Raw genomic sequence first — 17,844 nt, 5'->3', positions numbered from 1 at the left:
CGGGCAAGCCCGCTCCTGTAGGAGCGGCCTTGCGTCGCGAAATGAGGGCGCAGCCCTCACCGAAGTCACATCCAGATACCGTAATCACACATACCTCTGCGCCACCGCGACTACCGTTTCCAAACCGTAATCACAGGAGCAGGACATGGACAGTCCTCACGCCAGCAGCTTGCGCCACGGTCGAACATCTGAGCCCGGACGCTTATATTTACTCACCACTGTCACCCGAAATCGTCAGCCTGTTTTCACTGATCTGACCTACGCCAGAACGGCCATCCATCAACTACGCACAATCCAGGATGAGGGTGCATGCCGCTCTTTAGCCTGGGTACTCATGCCCGACCACCTTCACTGGCTGGTTGAGCTTGGAACGGGATCCCTCGCCAGTCTGATGTGTACCTTTAAATCACGCTGCAGCGTCGGTTTGTACCGCGCTGGGGCCGCTCGACAGCACATCTGGCAACAAGGATTTCATGACCGGGCCCTGCGCCGGGATGAGGATGTCAAGGCTGTCGCGCTGTACATCATTCGCAACCCAATACGCGCGGGACTGGTGCGCAGAGCTGGCGAGTATTCGCATTGGGATTGTGTTTGGCTGTAGCGGCCTCGGTGAGGGCTTCGCCCTCATTTCGCGACACAAGGCCGCTCCTACATTGTCCGCGCACGGCGCTTGTACGCGGTCGGGGTAGGAGCGGCCTTGTGTCGCGAAAGGGCCGCAAAGCGGCCCCTGTACGCCGCTGCAGGGCCATTCACCGCAGTCGATTGACCCCGGTTTCCATGTCATTGACCAGCGCCTTGGCCAGCCCGCTGAGGATCCGCGCCGCGCTGCCGGCCTGGAGGTCGCCCTGCATTTCGGCCTCATCGGTCAGATGGCGGATACAACCCAGCAATACCGACAGCTCATCAAACGCCTGGGTGATCGGGATGCCAGGGCGGACGGTGAACAGCTCGGTTGAGGCCACGCCCACCGTGGTAATGCCGTTGGTTTGCACGCTCATACCTTGGCTCCTTCAGCTACGCAGCCGGGTCAATGCGTGTTCAACCAGGGTACGGGCCATGCGCGTGGCATGGGCGGCGCTGGCCAGGGCGTTTAGGTCAGGTTGCTCAGCCGAGTCGCTGCACTGCTGGTCGAGGGTCTCGACCACGCCGCAGAGAAATTCATTGGCCAAGCCCAGGGAATCAGGCGGGAGCATGTCGCTGTGGACAGAAAAATGCGGGGAGATAATCAGCTTGAAACGGGGTGGATCGGGGACGATTTTTTTCATGGCGCAACTCCTGTGCTCGGATAGGAACTGCCGTCCTCCTCGTCTCACAGAATTGGGTGGCAGTCGTACATGGTGTGAGACCCGGGGCACAGGCAAACCCGGCCAGGCATGCGCCTGTCCATATACGACCGCCATAAAGCGATTGTTTGCCTGTTATCGGGTGTCTCACGCCCGTTCGCCCTGTTCAGGCGACCCGACGAAGTTAGCCCTGAGGCATTTCCCCGACAATATGGCTACTTCCGCAAAGCACGTAGGATACTTCCGAAGGCCATCCAGCCTGAAGCGCTCAGCGCGAAGTTGGGAAAGGTCTTACAAGCACCCCCATGATGTCAGCACGCCATATTCCACGGCAGCTCAAGCCCCGCAAGGCCTGCACAAAACAGCCTGGATTTGCCGTAATACTTTGTAATGTTTGCTCTGCGATTTTAGTTGTACGACGTCCTATCAGCATGTTCGACTGCGCCGGCTCTCACTACAAAAATAACGGAGACATCCAATGACCAGCCTACCTTCCGTTGAGGGCAAAGCTGCTGTGCCCTCGCAAAGCCGCCTCGCGCGCATCGCCAAGTTGCTCGGCCCAGGCATCATCGCCGTGCTGTCGTGGCTGGGCGCAGGTGATCTGATCACCTCTTCCGTGGCCGGCGCCAACTACGGTTACGCAATGATGTGGGTGCTGGCAGTTTCGCTGCTGCTGCGCTACCTGATCGTCAACATCATCGCCCGCTTCCAACTGTGCAATAACCAGGGCATGACCATCCTTCAGGGCTACGCGCAACTGCACCCGGTGTTCGCCTGGTTCATGCTCGGCTACGCGCTGATCATGGGCCACCTGATGAATGCATACATGATCAAGGGCGCCGGCGAATCACTGGCCATGCTGCTGCGCGTCGACTACCCGCTGCTTTGCTCGATGGCGGTGGTGCTGGCGGTGTGGATGCTGGTCGGGCGCAATATCTATTCGCTTATCGAAGGCGTGATGAAGGCATTGCTGGCGATCATGACCCTGGCGTTTCTGGCGCTGGCGGTGATGTCCGGGCCGGATGTGGCAGGCATCGTCAAAGGCACCATCGGCTTCAGCATCCCGCCTGACGAGGGCGTGCATGGCGCCATGCTGGTAGCGGTGTCGGTGATCGGCGCAGTGGCCGGTTCGGTGGCCAACTTCGTCCACCCCTACGTGATGCGCCAGAAGGGCTGGGTTGGCCCGCAGCACAAGCGTGTGCAACGCAACGACCTGCTGTTTGCAGTATTCGTCGGTATCGTCATCAACCTGGCGATCTGGATCGTCGGCGCAGAAATCCTGCGGCCCAACGGCATCGAAGTGAAAACCCTCGGCGATCTGGGCAAGGCGCTGGAAATCTTCTTCGGCCCGATCGGCTGGTATGTGTTCTTCATCGGCGTGTTCGCCACCCTGTTCGCCAGCATTTCCGGCAAGACCACAGCCTTCCCGATGCTGATCACCGACGCCCTGCAGCACGTGCAGCCCAAGCGTCGCGAGCGTTATGGCAAGGAGTTCCACAAGGACCCGGCGCACCGCTGGTTCATGCTGTTCATCCTGGTTACGCCACTGATCTGGTCGATTCCGGGCATGCCTGACTTCGTCACCCTGACCATCGGCGTCAGCGCGCTGAATATCATTGGTCTGCCGGTGATCTCGCTGGGCCTGTTGATCATGTCCAACCAGAAATCGCTGCTGAGCAAGGAATACCGCAACAACCTGTTCGAGAACATCGCCCTGGCATTCGCCACCGGCCTGGCGCTGTGGGTGGCGTTCCAGCTGGGTGTGGAGCTGTTCAGCTAGGTCATCGTACAACGCTGTTGTAAACACTCTGCGGGGCAGGTCTTGAAAAGGGCTTGCCCCGTGTTTGTTTGCAGCCAGTGTGCGTTGATTGTCGCCACTGAAATGACAATGTGTCTCTGCACAGGCGGATTGTCTGCACCCACCCTGCCCTTCACAATGCGCGACTAATCTGATCCCGCTGCCCTCTTCGCAGCTCATGGAGTTCGAGCGATGCCACACGAAGGCAGCCTGCTACAAACCGCGGTCATCTTCCTTCTCGCCGCAGTGATTGCCGTGCCATTGGCCAAGCGCCTGCAACTCGGCGCCGTCATCGGTTACCTGCTTGCCGGCGTAGCCATAGGCCCACAGGTTTTAGGCTTGATCCGCGACACCGAAAGCGTCGCGCACATTTCCGAGCTGGGCGTAGTCTTGCTGCTGTTCATCATCGGCCTGGAACTGTCACCGCGGCGGTTGTGGCTGATGCGCAAAGCGGTATTCGGCGTGGGCCTGGCACAGGTGCTGCTGACCGGCGCGATACTCGGCGCCATCGCTCTGTTCGGTTTCGCCCAATCACTGCCCGCAGCGCTGGTGCTGGGTCTGGGCCTGGCCTTGTCGTCGACTGCCTTTGGCTTGCAGACGCTGGCCGAAACCAAGCAATTGAATGCCCCGCACGGGCGTCTGGCGTTTGCCATTCTGCTATTCCAGGACATCGCCGCCATCCCGCTGATCGCACTGGTGCCGTTGCTCGCCGCCAGTGGCCCGGACACCAGCCATGGCGACAGCCTGCAACACGGCCTGACCATCTTTGCCAGCATCGCCGTGGTCATCGTCGGCGGCCGTTATCTGCTGCGCCCGGTGTTCCGCATCGTCGCCCGCACCGGCTTGCCGGAAGTGTCCACGGCCACCGCACTGCTGGTGGTGATCGGCACTGCCTGGCTGATGGAGCTGGCCGGAATCTCCATGGCCTTGGGCGCATTTCTCGCCGGCCTGTTGCTGGCCGACTCGGAATACCGGCACGAACTGGAGTCGCAAATCGAGCCGTTCAAAGGGCTGCTGCTGGGCCTGTTCTTCATCAGTGTCGGCATGGGCGCCAATCTCAGTCTGTTGTTCGACACGCCTTGGCTGTTGCTCGGCCTGACTGCGCTGCTGATCGCAGTAAAGCTGCCGATGCTGATGCTGGTCGGGCGTCTGGGCGGCCTCAATACGGCCAATGCCCTGCGCCTCGGCGTGGTCTTGGCGGCTGGCGGCGAGTTCGCTTTTGTGGTGTTCAAGCTGGGCAAGGACCAAGGCCTGCTCGACAGCTACACCTACGACCTGCTGCTGATGACCATCACTCTATCGATGGCCGCCACGCCGCTGTTGCTGATGGCCTGCGCCCGCCTGCTCAAGCGCCCGCCTGCCACGCGTGAAGTGCCGGAACAGTACAAGGACATCCAGACCGATGCGCCGCGGGTGGTGATCGTCGGCATGGGCCGCATGGGCCAGATCGTCTCGCGCATCCTGCGTGCGCAGAAGATCCCGTTCATTGCCCTCGACACCTCGGTCGACGCCATCGAGATGACCCGCACCTTCGAGCAGGCGCCGGTGTTCTACGGCGACCCGATGCGCGCCGAAGTGCTGCACGCCGCCAAAGTCGGCGAGGCCGAATACCTGATCGTGACCACTGACGACCCCGAGATCACCACACGCACGGCAGAGAGGGTCAAACGTCTCTATCCACATCTGAAAGTGCTCGCCCGCGCGCGCAACCGCCAGCATGTGCACAAGCTGATGGACGTCGGCGCCGAGCCGATCCGCGAGACGTTCTATTCCAGCCTGGAAATGAGCCGACGCGCCTTGGTCGGCCTGGGTTTGTCGGATGATCAGGCCGCTGACCGCATCCAGCGCTTTGCCGAACATGACGAGCAGGTGCTCGAAGCCCAGGGCCGCATCCGCGACGACCGCGCCAAGGTCATGCAGAACGCCAAGGAAGCACGGGTGGAGCTGGCCCGGCTATTCGAGTCAGACGCCGACTGAGGCCAACTCAGGCCAACACCAGTCGACAGATAGGCGGATGCTCCCGCTGCGCGGCCTGCCACAGCTCGTAGGTCGCGCTCGTAACAAATCTCAAGCCAGTGCGGCTTGCTCCCTCAGTCGCAGCCACTGCGTGACCACAAAAAATCCCCCGCCCCCTCTACCCCTGGCCTGTTACGCTCCGTCTCGCTCGAGTCGCAAACACTCCGGCGCAGCAGCAAGCGACTGACCAGGAGACCCGCTTGGAAGACCTCAACTCGCTGTACTTCTTCACTCAGGTAGTCGAGCACGGTGGCTTTGCCCCTGCCGGGCGGGCGCTGGACATGCCCAAATCGAAGCTCAGCCGGCGCATCGCCGACCTCGAAGAAAGGCTCGGCGTGCGCCTACTGCACCGCACCAGCCGGCATTGCTCACTGACCGAAATCGGCCAGGAGTATTACCGCCGCTGCCTGGCCATGCGGGTCGAGGCCGAGAGCGCTGCCGAGGTGATCGAGCGCAACCGCAGCGAGCCGCGCGGGCTGGTGCGCATGAGCTGCCCGACCACCCTGCTCAACTCCTGGGTCGGGCCGATGCTGACGCGCTATATGCTCAAGTATCCGCGGGTCGAGTTGTTCATCGAGAGCACCAACCGCCGCGTCGACTTGCTGCACGAGGGCTTCGATGTGGCGCTGCGGGTGCGCTTTCCACCGCTGGAAAACACCGACATGGTGATGAAGGTGCTGAGCAACAGCATCCAATGTCTGGTCGGTCGGCCGGCGTTTCTTGAGCAACTGCCGGCGGGCTTCGATCCGCAGCAGCTCAGCCAGCTGCCGAGCCTGCACTGGGGCGGCGCGCAGCGGGAGTATCAGTGGGAGCTGTTTCAGGGCGAGGACATGAGCCGCAGCATCGTCATCCCGCATACCCCGCGGATGGTCACCGATGACCTGTTTGCGCTGCGCCATTTCGTGCTGGCGGGGATCGGTATAGCGCACTTGCCGAAGGTGGCCGTGCGTGAGGATCTGGCTAGCGGGCACCTGGTAGAAGTGCTGCCGGGCTGGAATCCGCGCTGCGGTATCGTCCATGCGATCTTCCCATCGCGGCGTGGCCTGCTGCCGTCGGTACGCTCGCTGATCGATCACCTGGCGGAAGAGTTCGTGTCCTGCGACATGGCTTGAATGGGTTAAAGCGACATCTGTCCCGAAGCCTGATCTTGAGGTTTGACGCGATCCCTGTAGGAGCGGCCTTGTGTCGCGAAAGGCGCGCGTAGCGGGCCCAGGATCTGTGCAGCACCAGAGATCGTCGGGGCCGCTGCGCGGCCCTTTCGCGACACAAGGCCGCTCCTACAGAGATCGCGTCGAGGCGGCCGCCTCGGATCAAATCAGAACGCGAAACACGAACAGCCCAGCGATCCCCAGAAACCCTGGAAGTCACTCACCGGCACACTCGATTTGCGCGCCTTGTCATGGCTGTGAGCATGCACCCCACACGGCCCGGAACACTGATGTGGCATCGCTGCCAGCGACGGTGTGCCCGCCCGCCAGTGCCCCGGCACCTTGGCCACCGGCGACCATTCAGGCAGTACCGGCACCTGCGCCGGGCCCAGCTTGTCGAACTCGGCGGCGCCGTACACGACCTTGCCATCGACAATGGTCAGCACCGACTCGATGCTCTTGATCGCCTCCTCACTGACGCTGAAGAAGTCCAGCGACAGCGCTGCCAGGTCAGCCAGCTGGCCGACCTTGAGCTGGCCTTTCTTGCCCTGCTCGCTGGAGAACCAGGCGCTGCCCTGGGTGAACAACTGCAGCGCGGTATCGCGGCTCAGGCCTTCGGGGTACAGCTCCATGCCGCCGACGGTCTTGCCGCTGACCATCCAGTACAGCGAGGTCCACGGGTTGTAGCTGGAAACCCGAGTGGCGTCGGTACCGGCACCGACCGGCACGCCCATTTCCAGCATGCGCTTGATCGGCGGGGTCTGTTCGGCCGCCTTGGCGCCGTAACGGTCGACGAAGTACTCACCCTGGAAGGCCATGCGGTCCTGAATGGCGATACCGCCGCCCAGGGCACGCACGCGCTCGATGTTCTGCGGGGTGATGGTTTCGGCGTGGTCGAAGAACCACGGCAGGCCGTTGAACGGGATGTCGCGGTTGACCTTCTCGAACACGTCGAGCATGCGCGTGATCGACTCGTTGTAGGTGGCGTGCAGGCGGAACGGCCAGCGCTGCTCGACCAGATGGCGGACCACCGGTTCCAGCTCTTCTTCCATGGTCTGCGGCAAGTCAGGGCGCGGCTCGAGGAAGTCCTCGAAGTCGGCGGCGGAGAACACCAGCATCTCGCCGGCGCCGTTGTGCCGGAGGAAGTCGGTGCCGCTGTGCAGCTTGACGCTGGAGGTCCACTTGCGGAAGTCGTCGAGCTCTTCCTTGGGTTTTTGCGTGAACAGGTTGTAGGCGATGCGCACGGTCAGCTGGTTGTTGTCGGCCAGCTCCTGGATTACCGAGTAATCGTCGGGGAAGTTCTGGTAGCCACCACCGGCATCGATCGCGCTGGTCAGGCCGAGGCGGTTGAGTTCACGCATGAACTGGCGGGTCGAGTTGACCTGATACTCCAAGGGCAGCTTCGGCCCTTTGGCCAGGGTCGCGTAGAGAATCATCGCGTTGGGGCGGGCGATGAGCATGCCGGTCGGGTTGCCGAACTTGTCGCGCTGGATCTCGCCACCGGCTGGGTTGGGCGTGTCCTTGTCGTAGCCGACGGCTTTGAGCGCGGCGCGGTTGAGCAGCGCGCGGTCGTACAGGTGCAGCAGGAAAACCGGGGTATCGGGCGCGGCCTGGTTGATCTCTTCAAGGGTCGGCATGCGTTTTTCGGCGAACTGGAATTCGTTCCAGCCACCAACTACCCGCACCCACTGCGGAGTTGGCGTGCGCGCCGCCTGGTCCTTGAGCATGCGCAGGGCATCGGCTACCGAAGGCACGCCTTCCCAGCGCAGTTCCAGGTTGTAATTGAGGCCGCCGCGGATCAGGTGCAGGTGCGAGTCGTTGAGGCCGGGGATCACCGTGCGCTGCTTGAGGTCGATGATTTGCGTGCTGTCACCGCGCAAGGCCATGGCCTCGGCGTCGCTGCCCACGGCGAGAAAACGCCCGTCCTTGATGGCCACGGCGGTGGCGGTTGGGTTTTCACGGTCGACGGTGTGCAGCTTGCCGTTGAACAGGATCAGGTCGGCGGTCATGGGCAAATCCTCGGATAGGGGGCGGGAGCGGCGCGGAGTGAACCACGCCGCCTCGGTGGCTTACTTGGCCAGGAACGCCAGCAGGTCTTCGTTCAACTGCTGCGCATGGGTGACCGCAAAGCCGTGCGGCGCGCCGCTGTATACCTTGAACTCAGCGCCCTTGATCATTCCTGCTGCGCGCTTGCCGGTGGTTTCCATCGGTTACGATCTGGTCGGCGTCGCCATGAATGACCAGAGTCGGCACATCGACTTTGGCCATGTCTGGACGGAAGTCGGTGGCAGAGAAGGCGCTGACGCAATCCAGAGTCGCTTTCAATGACGCCAGCAGGGCGATATTGAGGGTCTGCGCCTGCACTCCGGTGGAGACCGCCTGGCCTTTGTTGATGCCGTAGAACGGGGTGGCGAAGTCGGCCAGGAACTGTGCACGGTCGGCTCTGAGGCCCGCCTGGATACCTTCGAACACCGAAGCATCGACGCCATCCGGGTTGCTCTCGGACTTGCCGAACACCGGCGTTACTGCGCCGAGCAACACCAGCTTGGCCACCCGCTCGCTGCCATGCCGACCGATGTAGCGGCTAACGTCACCGCCACCCATGGAGAAGCCGACCAAGGTCACGTCGCGCAGGTCGAGGTGCTCGATCAGCTGGGCGATGTCGTCGGCGAAGGTGTCGTAGTCATAGCCGGTCCACGGTTGGTCGGAGCGACCGAAGCCACGCCGGTCAAAGGCGATGGCGCGGTAGCCGCGGCTGGCGAGAAACTCCATCTGGGTGTCCCACATGTCCGCATCCAGCGGCCAGCCATGGCTGAACAGCACGGGCTTGCCGCTGCCCCAGTCCTTGAAGTAGATCGAAGTGCCATCGCGGGTTACGAACGTGCTCATATCGGTATCTCCAGAATTTAGGTAGGGGCTTGCACAGCGTAGCGTCAGAAATGTTTCAACCGCGTAGCCAGTTGGCGCAGCGGCGGGTTACCCACGGCATGATGAAAAACACCACCGGCAGGATCACCAGCAGGTTGCCGATCAGGTTGCCAATGACCGGCCCGGCCAGTTGCGGCACGCGAGTGAACAGCGGTGCGAGCACGATCGGTACCAACATGGTCAACGGGCAGATCACCGGGTAGGTCAGCACGGCCTGCTTCCAGCGCGGCGGCGCTGGGGTGTTGCTGCTGGCCGGGGTGAACCAGAACTCCGGATCGTCATGCACACGGGTGTGGTCGCCGTCTTCAAGCAGCGGCAGCACCTCGCTGATCAGTGCCTGGCGTTCAGCCGAATTGACCCATGCCTGCAGCAGTTCAGCATCGGCAAAACGCACCACGGTGGTGAAGTGGCAACCACCGCCATCGGGGCGGATCACATTGACGTCGAGGTGGCCAGGCTGCTGGCGGGCAGTGGTTACCGCGCGCTTGAGCCATGCCTCGTACTGCGCCAGCGCGGCGGCCCGCGCCTTGTGCTGGATGACCAGGGTCACCACGTTGCGGTTATCGACGGTTGCACTGTCCATGGGTGTTCCCTGGGCAAAGGCGGCTGGCCATGGCCCACGCTGTTGCTGTGGGCCGGCGCTGGGTTGAGGGCGCGGCTTATTTGCCGGCGGCGGTCAGGGCGCTGTAGGTGGTCATCAGGTTGCGGTAGTCCGGGATGTGGTTGGAGCACAGCGCGCCGAGGCCTTCGATGTCGTTCCTCCAGTCGCGGTGCAGTTCACAGGCCACGCCGAACCAGTTCATCAGTTGTGCACCAGCGCTGCTCATGCGGTTCCAGGCGGCGTCACGAGTGATCTCGTTGAAGGTGCCGGACGCATCGGTAACCACGAACACATCGAACTCTTCTTCCAGCGCCGACAGTGCCGGGAACGCCACACAAACCTCGGTCACCACACCAGCGATGATCAGCTGCTTCTTGCCAGTCGCCTTGACCGCCTTGACGAAGTCTTCGTTGTCCCAGGCATTGATCTGGCCAGGGCGAGCGATGTACGGCGCATCCGGGAACAGCGCTTTCAGCTCGGGATCAGCGGGCCGTTGGGGCCTTGCTCGAAGCTGGTGGTAAGGATGGTTGGCAGGTTGAAGAACTTGGCCAGGTCAGCCAGGGCCAACACATTGTTCTTGAACTTGTCCGGCTCGATGTCACGCACCAGCGACAGCAGGCCAGCTTGATGGTCGACCAGCAGGACTACGGCGTCGTCTTTGTTCAGGCGGTTGTATTTGAAGTTGTTCATGGCTTGGTGCTCCGCAAGGGTCTTGGTTTCGAGTGAGTTGGGTGTTTCGCGTTGATGAGTAAAGATTAAAACCAAGACCTTTGTGCGACTAGATAGCTAAATTTGTCTTTAGCGTTCTATTTTATGAACGATGGTGATTACGGCCTGTTGTTGCGACTACGGCCCGGTTGCTTGTCCCCCTCGCCTACTCTTTACTACCATCAGCCCTCCCCCGCACCGAGACCGTCATGCTGGCGTTCATCCAGTCCTACCCGCTGTTGCTCGGCACCTGTTTGATCCTGCTCGATGTGCTGCTCTGGCAATTGATCACGCTGCAGCGCCAGCCGTGGCGGATCGCTGCGCGTCTGGCGATCTTCCTGTTGTTCAGCGCGGTGTTTGCTGGCGGCGGGGATGAGCCCGTTGCAGCCGCCGCCGTGGGTCGATGATGTGGCGCGCAATCTGTTGGCGACGGTGCTGGCGATTGGCTGGTGGCTGTTTGCGGCGCGGACGGTGACGGTGGTGTTCGGCGTGCTGCTGGTGGCGCGCGGCAGCCATGGCGGGCGTTTGTTGCAGGACGTGCTCGGGGCATTGATTTTTCTGGTGGCGGTGGTGGCCGCGGCGGCCTATGTGCTGCAGTTGCCGGTCAAGGGGCTGCTGGCGACGTCAGGGGTAATGGCGATCGTGATCGGCCTGGCGTTGCAGAGCACCTTGAGCGATGTGTTCTCGGGATCGTTCTGAATACCACGCGGCCGTATCAGATCGGCGATTCGATTTCGATCGATGGCACCGAGGGCAAAGTGGTCGATATCGACTGGCGGGCGACGCGGATGATCACTGCCAGCGGCAGCCTGGCGGTGGTGCCCAACTCGGTGGCAGCCAAGGCCAAGCTGCTCAATCACAGCCGCCCGGCGGACCGGCATGGGCTGAGCATCACCGTGGTGGTGCCGGCCAAAGTGCGCCCGAAGCGGGTGTTCGATGCGCTGGAAAAGGCCCTGCAAGGCACCTCTGCGCTACTCGCCAAGCCTGCACAAAGGTCTCGGTTAAAAGCCTCAAGCCTGGAGTCGGTGGAATATGAAGCCAGTGGTTTCATCACCGACATGGCGCGCAAGGGCGAGGTGCGCAATCAGTTGTTCGACCTGGCCCATCGGCACCTGGAAGCCAGCGGCGTGATCTGGAATGCCGACCTGGCTTCGGCGCCACGCAGCCGTCAGCGCGAGCTGCTGGATGAGGTGCGCCTGTTCCGCTCGCTGAGCGGCGACGAGCGTGATGAGCTGAGCCAGCACATGACGACGGTGGAGTACCTGGTCGATCAGGTGATCCTTGCACGGCGAGCGCTCGCAGCATGTGTTGGTGATTGCCAGCGGGGTAGTGTCGGCGTCGGTGCGCGATGGCGAGCGGCTGGTCGAGGCCGGGCGCATGGGGCCGGGCGAGCTGCTGGCCATTGAAGGTTGGTCGATGAAGAAGAGTCGGCGGTGGAGTTCCGTACCCTGAGGGCTGCGTGCTGTATCGGATCGACAAGGAACAGCTGCGCAGTTGCCTGGACCAGCGCGGCGACGTGCAGATGGCCTTGACCAAGCTGCAACGGTTCCGCGGCAGAGCGCGATTCACTGTTGATGCAGAAACCGGTGCTGGTCAAGAAAGGCGGCTTTCTCAGCTGGCTGCGGTAGGAGCGGCCTTGTGTCGCGAAAGGGCCGCGTAGCGGCCCCAGATTTCAGCTTCGCCGCGGGTATCGCCGGGCCAGCTACGCTGGCCTTTCGCGACACAAGGCCGCTCCTACAGGACCACGCGCAAGCACTGGCCGGCGTGGTACAGCGAGAAGCCTGACTCATAGAACGCAGTACGCAACGACGGCGCGCTGACGGCTTTCATCGGCGAGAACGGCACCGGCAGGCGCTCGGGGTCATCCTTGAGCAGAAACTCGGCAAAGGCTCGGCCAATCACGGTGCCGGTGGTATTGCCGCGACCGTTGTAGCCGGTCACCGCGACCAACCCCGGTGCAGGTTCGAACAGGCGCATCAGGTGATCGGGGGTGAAGTCGATGCAGCCGGTCCAGTGCATTTCCCAGTCGACCTTGCCCAGCTCCGGGTAGTAGTGGCTCTGAATGCGGTCGGCCCAGCGCCGTACGAACCATGCCGGCTTGTTGTCGACCCGACCGAGGCTGCCGAGCAGCAGGCGGCCTTGGTCATCGCGGCGGATGCTGCTGAGTACGGTACGGGTGTCCCACGAGCCTTGGCCATGGGGCAGCACCTTGTCGGCGGCTGCGCCGTGCAGCGGTGCCGATGCAACCTGGTAGTAATAGCCACGGAAGAAGTGCTTTTGCAGGTTGCTCCAGTCGCCCTCGGTGTAGGCGCCGGTGGAGATCACCACCTTGTCGGCACGGACCACGCCTTTGCCGGTGTTGACCTGCCAGCCAGCGCCATCGCGCTGCAGGCCTTCGACCGAGGATTGCTGGAACAGCTTGCCGCCCAGCCGCTCTACTGCAGCAGCCAGGCCTTGGGTGTAAGCCATCGGGTTGATGGTGCCGGCGCGATGGTCAAGCAGCGCGGCGGAAATCTTGTCGGTACCGCAGTATTCCTGGCACTGCGCGCCGGTCAGCAGTTCGACGTTGGCGCCGCGCCGGCTCCATTGCTGATGGCGCGCCTCCAGGTCAGCCAGGCCAGTGGCGTTGTGCGCCATGTGCAGAGTGCCTTGTGCTGGGCCTGGCAGTCGATGCCCAGGCGCTCGATCATGGCGAACACCTCGGCGGGTGCCTCGCCCAAGGCCTTGTTCAAGCGGCTGCCCTGTTGTTGACCGAGGGTCGCCTCGACATCGTCGGGGCGAATCCAGGTGCCGGCGTTGACCAGGCCAACGTTGCGCCCGGAGCCGCCGTGGCCTATTTTCCAGGCTTCGACAACGATCACTGACTTGCCCTGTTCGAGCAGATGGATCGCTGCCGACAGGCCGGTGATACCGCCACCGATGACGCAGACGTCGGCCCTGTGCTCGCCCGCCAGGGCCTGCACGGCGACGCTCGCCGGAGTGACGTGTTCCCAGAGACATTGTTGACGCAATTCGGGCATGACCGGCCTCAGCTTATTTTTCTTGTTACGGTGTGGCCGCCAGGCGGCCGCTCGCGGCACACGGCCGCGAAAGGGGGCCGAGGCCCCCGCCTGCGATCATCAGTCGAACACGATGCCCTGCGCCAGCGGCAATTCGCGTGAGTAGTTGACGGTGTTGGTCTGGCGCCGCATGTAGCCTTTCCAGGCATCCGAACCCGACTCGCGACCGCCGCCGGTTTCTTTCTCGCGCCGAACGCGCCACCGATCTCTGCACCGCTGGTGCCGATGTTGACGTTGGCGATGCCGCAGTCGCTGCCGGCTGCGCTCTGGAAGCGCTCGGCTTCACGCAGGTCGGTGGTGAAGATGCACGACGACAGGCCTTGTGGCACTTCGTTGTTCAGGCGCAAGGCCTCCTCGAAGTCGTCATAAGCCAGCACGTACAGGATCGGTGCGAAGGTCTCGTGGCGGACCACTTCGCTCTGCGCAGGCATCTCGGCGATTGCCGGGGTCACGTAGTAGCCGTTCGGATACTGGCTGGCCAGCTGACGCTCACCACCAAACACCTGGCCACCTTCGTCACGGGCCTTGGCCAGTGCGCCTTGCATGGCGTCGAACGACTGCTTGTCGATCAGCGGGCCGACCAGGTTGTTCTCGCGCGGGTCGCCGATGCGCACTTTGCCGTAGGCGGCTTTGACGCGGGCAACCACTTCGTCCTTGATCGAACGGTGCACGATCAACCGACGCAGGGTGGTGCAGCGCTGGCCAGCGGTGCCGACGGCGGAGAACAGAATGCCGCGCACAGCCAGATCAAGATCGGCACTCGGCGCGAGGATCATGGCGTTGTTGCCGCCCAGTTCGAGGATGCTGCGGCCAAAGCGTGCGGCAACCCGTGGGCCGACTTCACGGCCCATGCGGGTGCTGCCGGTGGCGCTGACCAGCGGTACACGTGGGTCGTCGACCAGCGCTTCGCCGGCTTCACGGCCGCCGATCACCAGCTGGGCCAGGCCGGCCGGTGCATCACCGAAGGCCAGCAGGGCTTTTTCGAACAGCGCCTGGCAGGCCAGTGCGGTCAGCGGGGTCTTCTCGGACGGTTTCCAGACCACGGCGTTACCGGCTACCAGCGCCAGCGCGGTGTTCCACGCCCACACCGCCACCGGGAAGTTGAAGGCGCTGATCACGCCAACCACGCCCAGCGGATGCCACGACTCACGCATGTGATGGCCGGGGCGCTCGGAGGCGATGGTCAGGCCGTACAGCTGACGCGACAGGCCGACGGCGAAGTCGCAGATGTCGATCATTTCCTGCACTTCGCCCAGGCCTTCCTGGTGATCTTGCCGGCTTCGATCGAGACCAGCTCACCGAGCTCGGCCTTGTGCTGACGCAGGACTTCGCCAAACAGCCGCACCAGCTCGCCGCGACGCGGGGCCGGTACAGTGCGCCAGGCTTCGAAGGCGGCGTGGGCCTGGTCGATGCAGACGGTGGTCTCGGCCTTGCCGAGCAGTTTCACCGTGGCGATCTGGCTACCGTCGATCGGGGTGTGAACAGGGTAGTCGCCCTGGGTGTAGGCCTGGGCGGCGACGCCAAGGCGCTCGAGCAATGCAGCAACCATCGTGCTTCTCCTAAATCGGCTGAAGGGTGGTAAATATGATGTGGATCAGTATTAATCCGATCACAGCAGTGCAACAAACGACCTTTATTCCGCATATCATTCCGTCAGGTCATGATCCCCTTGCATAGAGACTGCCATGTCGAAACGTCTGGTACCGTCGATGACGGCCCTGCAGTGCTTTGAAGCCGCAGCCCGTCACTTGAGCTTCACCCGCGCTGCCGAAGAGCTGCACCTGACCCAAAGTGCGGTCAGCAAACAGGTCGCGCAGCTTGAAGAAATGCTCCACCATCACCTGTTCCTGCGCATTCGCCGGCGCTTGCAACTGACGCCTGCGGGCAGCCTGTACCTGGCCGAGGTGAACAAGATCCTCACCCAGGTCGACATGTCCAGCCGCTACATCCTGACGTACGGCGAGCAGACCGAGATATTGAAGGTAGCTACTCAACCGAGTTTTGGCGTGCGCTGGTTGATCCCGCACCTCAAGGGTTTTGGCAAACGCTACCCGAATATCCACCTTGATATCCGCAACGAGATGGAGCCGTTCTCGCTGTTGCAGGGCTCGGCCGACGTGGTGTTCTTCTTTGGCCAGGGCACCTGGCCGGGGGCAACCTGCGTGCAGCTGTTCGACGAGGAAGTGGTGCCGGTGTGCGCGCCTGAATTGCTGCAAGGGCGCGAGTTGAGCGATGCCAGTGCGCTGGCCGAACTGGTGTTGATGCAGAGCACTTCACGGCCGGAGGCCTGGCATGAGTGGTTCCTGGAGCAGGGCCTGCACACCGACAACAGCTACCACGGGCCACGCTTCGACACCTTTTATATGGCCTTGAGTGCGGCTCAGGCGGGCTGCGGCGTGCGCGCTGGTGCCGCGGTATCTAGCGGAGAAGGAACTGACCGAGGGCAGTTTGGTGATTGCCTGCAGCATGCTATGCGCAGTAATGGCGCGCATTATCTGGCGTATGCCGAGCATGCGGCCGAAGTGCCGAAGGTGCGGGCGTTGGTGGAGTGGATCAAAACTCAGCTTGGGGGCTGATAGTGTCGGGGCGACATCAATCATAAAGGGAATGACACCTCTACTTTTTTTCGCTTGTGGCGGCAGTCCATTCCCAGTTTTCATGTAACGGTCCCATTAACCACCAGGAAGCTTGCGATGCCCGCCCTTGATTTCGTCAGCCCAGACAGCATCCGTGCGCAGTTCTCTGCCGCTATGTCGCTCATGTACAAACAGGAAGTGCCGCTGTACGGCACGCTGCTGGAGCTGGTCAGCGAAATCAACCAGCAGGTCATGCAGCAACAGCCGCAGGTCGCTGAAGCGCTGCGCTGGACCGGCGAAATCGAGCGTCTCGACCACGAACGCCATGGCGCCATCCGCGTTGGCACCGCCGCCGAGCTTGCCACCATCGCCCGCCTGTTCGCGGTGATGGGCATGCAGCCGGTGGGTTACTACGACCTGAGCTCGGCGGGCGTGCCGGTGCACTCGACGGCATTTCGCGCAGTGCATGAGCAGTCGCTGCACGTCAGCCCGTTCCGCGTGTTCACCTCGCTGCTGCGCCTGGAGCTGATCGACAACCCGCAACTGCGCGAGCTGGCTGCGAGCATTCTGGCCAAGCGGCAGATCTTCACCCCGCGGGTGCTGGAACTGATCGCCCAATGTGAGCGCAACAACGGCCTCAACGCCGCCGACGCCGAGGCCTTTGTGCAGGAGGCGCTGCACACCTTCCGCTGGCACCAGCAGGCGACAGTGACTGCCGAGCAGTATAAGCAGCTGCATGACCAGCACCGGCTGATTGCCGATGTGGTGGCGTTCAAAGGCCCCGCACATCAATCACCTGACCCCGCGCACGCTGGACATCGATGCGATTCAGCTGGGCATGCCGGCCAAGGGCATTCCCCCCAAGGCAGTGGTCGAAGGCCCGCCAACCCGGCGTCACCCGATCCTGCTGCGTCAGACCAGCTTCAAGGCCCTGCAAGAGAAGGTCGCCTTCACCGATCAGGCCGGCAGCGAAGGCAGCCATACTGCGCGCTTCGGCGAAATCGAACAGCGTGGAGCAGCGCTGACGCCCAAGGGCCGGGCGCTGTACGACACCCTGCTCGATGCGACCCGCGCAGCACTCGGCGGGTGCCGGCCGAGGCCAATGCCGAGCGCTACCAGCAGTTGCTCCAGGCGCAGTTCGCCGAGTTCCCGATGACCTGGCGCAGATGCGCGAGCAGGGCCTGGCCTACTTCCGTTATTTCGCCACCGACAAGGGCCTGGCAGCGCGCAACGAAGCTGCCGGCCGAGCACCTTGCAGGGCCTGATCGACGCCGGGCATGTGCATTTCGAAGCGCTGGTTTACGAAGACTTCCTGCCGGTCAGTGCGGCGGGGATCTTCCAGTCCAACCTGGGCGACGATGCCCAGGCCAACTACGGCAGCAATGCCAACCGCGAAGCGTTCGAGGCGGCGCTGGGTTGGCGGTGCAGGACGAGCTGGCGCTATACGCGCAGAGCGAACAGCGCTCGCTGCAGGCCTGTGCGCAGGCACTGAACCTGAGCGCGCTGTAACCCTCGCCTGATTGCAGCCGCTACGCAGGCCGATCTGCGCGGCGGCTGCCGCTGTCAGCGGACGCGGAAGCGATCCACTTCCTGGCGCAACTGCGCCGCCAGGCCTTCCAGCTCACGTGCGGTGGTGGCCAGTTCATTGGCCACATCGTGCTGCTCGCTGTTGGCTTGGGCGATGCTCTGCAGGTTGCGGCTGAGCAAGGTCGCGGTGCTGCTCTGCT

General features: G+C 62.9%; 9 protein-coding genes and 7 pseudogenes. 8 read left to right on the top strand and 8 right to left on the bottom strand.

Annotated features, from left to right (window positions below; all coding sequences use genetic code 11):
• Positions 1-145: 145 nt before the first annotated feature.
• Positions 146-601: a transposase gene (locus CXQ80_RS00075; RefSeq protein WP_101315228.1), complete on the top strand. Its 456-nt coding sequence runs from the start codon at positions 146-148 to the stop codon at positions 599-601.
• 148 nt (positions 602-749) lie between these two features.
• Here the strand turns inward: CXQ80_RS00075 and CXQ80_RS00070 are convergent, their stop codons facing one another.
• Together CXQ80_RS00070 and CXQ80_RS00065 are read right to left on the bottom strand one after the other, a co-directional pair.
• Positions 750-998 carry a DUF3077 domain-containing protein gene (locus CXQ80_RS00070; RefSeq protein WP_101315226.1) on the bottom strand — a complete coding sequence of 83 codons (249 nt, stop codon included), beginning with the start codon at positions 996-998 and terminating at the stop codon, positions 750-752.
• 12 nt (positions 999-1,010) lie between these two features.
• Positions 1,011-1,265, bottom strand: a complete 255-nt coding sequence (locus tag CXQ80_RS00065; RefSeq protein ID WP_101315224.1) for a hypothetical protein — start codon at positions 1,263-1,265, stop codon at positions 1,011-1,013.
• Positions 1,266-1,761: 496 nt separating this feature from the next.
• Between CXQ80_RS00065 and CXQ80_RS00060 the strand changes: the two genes are divergently transcribed.
• From CXQ80_RS00060 to CXQ80_RS00050, 3 genes are all read left to right on the top strand, one after another.
• Positions 1,762-3,063 (top strand): Nramp family divalent metal transporter, encoded by a 1,302-nt coding sequence (locus CXQ80_RS00060; RefSeq protein WP_101315222.1) that lies wholly within the window; start codon positions 1,762-1,764, stop codon positions 3,061-3,063.
• A 210-nt stretch (positions 3,064-3,273) separates the two neighbouring features.
• Positions 3,274-5,058 carry a monovalent cation:proton antiporter-2 (CPA2) family protein gene (locus CXQ80_RS00055; protein WP_101315220.1) on the top strand — a complete coding sequence of 595 codons (1,785 nt, stop codon included), beginning with the start codon at positions 3,274-3,276 and terminating at the stop codon, positions 5,056-5,058.
• Between the two features lie 239 nt (positions 5,059-5,297).
• Positions 5,298-6,209 carry a LysR substrate-binding domain-containing protein gene (locus tag CXQ80_RS00050; protein WP_101315219.1) on the top strand — a complete coding sequence of 304 codons (912 nt, stop codon included), beginning with the start codon at positions 5,298-5,300 and terminating at the stop codon, positions 6,207-6,209.
• Positions 6,210-6,412: 203 nt separating this feature from the next.
• On the opposite strand, the gene CXQ80_RS00045 is transcribed toward CXQ80_RS00050, so the two are convergent.
• The 4 genes and pseudogenes from CXQ80_RS00045 to ycaC all read right to left on the bottom strand — a co-directional run bounded on the left by CXQ80_RS00045 (position 6,413) and on the right by ycaC (position 10,464).
• Positions 6,413-8,254, bottom strand: a complete 1,842-nt coding sequence (locus tag CXQ80_RS00045) for an amidohydrolase (protein ID WP_101315217.1) — start codon at positions 8,252-8,254, stop codon at positions 6,413-6,415.
• Positions 8,255-8,314: 60 nt separating this feature from the next.
• Positions 8,315-9,134, bottom strand: a pseudogene (locus CXQ80_RS00040) (alpha/beta fold hydrolase).
• A gap of 55 nt (positions 9,135-9,189) precedes the next feature.
• Positions 9,190-9,756: an antibiotic biosynthesis monooxygenase gene (locus CXQ80_RS00035; protein ID WP_101315215.1), complete on the bottom strand. Its 567-nt coding sequence runs from the start codon at positions 9,754-9,756 to the stop codon at positions 9,190-9,192.
• A gap of 76 nt (positions 9,757-9,832) precedes the next feature.
• Positions 9,833-10,464: pseudogene (gene ycaC, locus CXQ80_RS00030) on the bottom strand (isochorismate family cysteine hydrolase YcaC).
• A gap of 227 nt (positions 10,465-10,691) precedes the next feature.
• On the opposite strand from ycaC, the pseudogene CXQ80_RS00025 reads away from it, so the two are divergent.
• Positions 10,692-12,110, top strand: a pseudogene (locus CXQ80_RS00025) (mechanosensitive ion channel domain-containing protein).
• A gap of 106 nt (positions 12,111-12,216) precedes the next feature.
• Here the strand turns inward: CXQ80_RS00025 and CXQ80_RS00020 are convergent.
• Both CXQ80_RS00020 and CXQ80_RS00015 read right to left on the bottom strand, forming a co-directional pair.
• Positions 12,217-13,502, bottom strand: a pseudogene (locus CXQ80_RS00020) (NAD(P)/FAD-dependent oxidoreductase).
• Between the two features lie 99 nt (positions 13,503-13,601).
• Positions 13,602-15,090: pseudogene (locus CXQ80_RS00015) on the bottom strand (aldehyde dehydrogenase family protein).
• 136 nt (positions 15,091-15,226) lie between these two features.
• On the opposite strand from CXQ80_RS00015, the gene CXQ80_RS00010 reads away from it, so the two are divergent.
• The 3 genes and pseudogenes from CXQ80_RS00010 (at position 15,227) to CXQ80_RS25155 (ending at position 17,609) form a co-directional block, all read left to right on the top strand.
• A complete protein-coding gene (locus tag CXQ80_RS00010) occupies positions 15,227-16,117 on the top strand; it encodes a LysR substrate-binding domain-containing protein (RefSeq protein WP_256585636.1) in 891 nt (296 codons plus the stop codon).
• A 117-nt stretch (positions 16,118-16,234) separates the two neighbouring features.
• Positions 16,235-16,840, top strand: a pseudogene (locus tag CXQ80_RS25160) (2-oxoadipate dioxygenase/decarboxylase family protein); the annotation flags it as partial.
• A gap of 37 nt (positions 16,841-16,877) precedes the next feature.
• A pseudogene (locus tag CXQ80_RS25155) lies at positions 16,878-17,609 on the top strand (2-oxoadipate dioxygenase/decarboxylase family protein).
• Positions 17,610-17,844 lie beyond the last annotated feature (235 nt).

The organism is Pseudomonas sp. 02C 26, from assembly GCF_002843585.1.
Taxonomy (GTDB): Bacteria; Pseudomonadota; Gammaproteobacteria; order Pseudomonadales; family Pseudomonadaceae; genus Aquipseudomonas; species Aquipseudomonas shirazensis.
The sequence above is the reverse complement of the archived record's forward strand: the minus strand, read 5'-3'. Positions and strand labels throughout refer to the sequence as shown.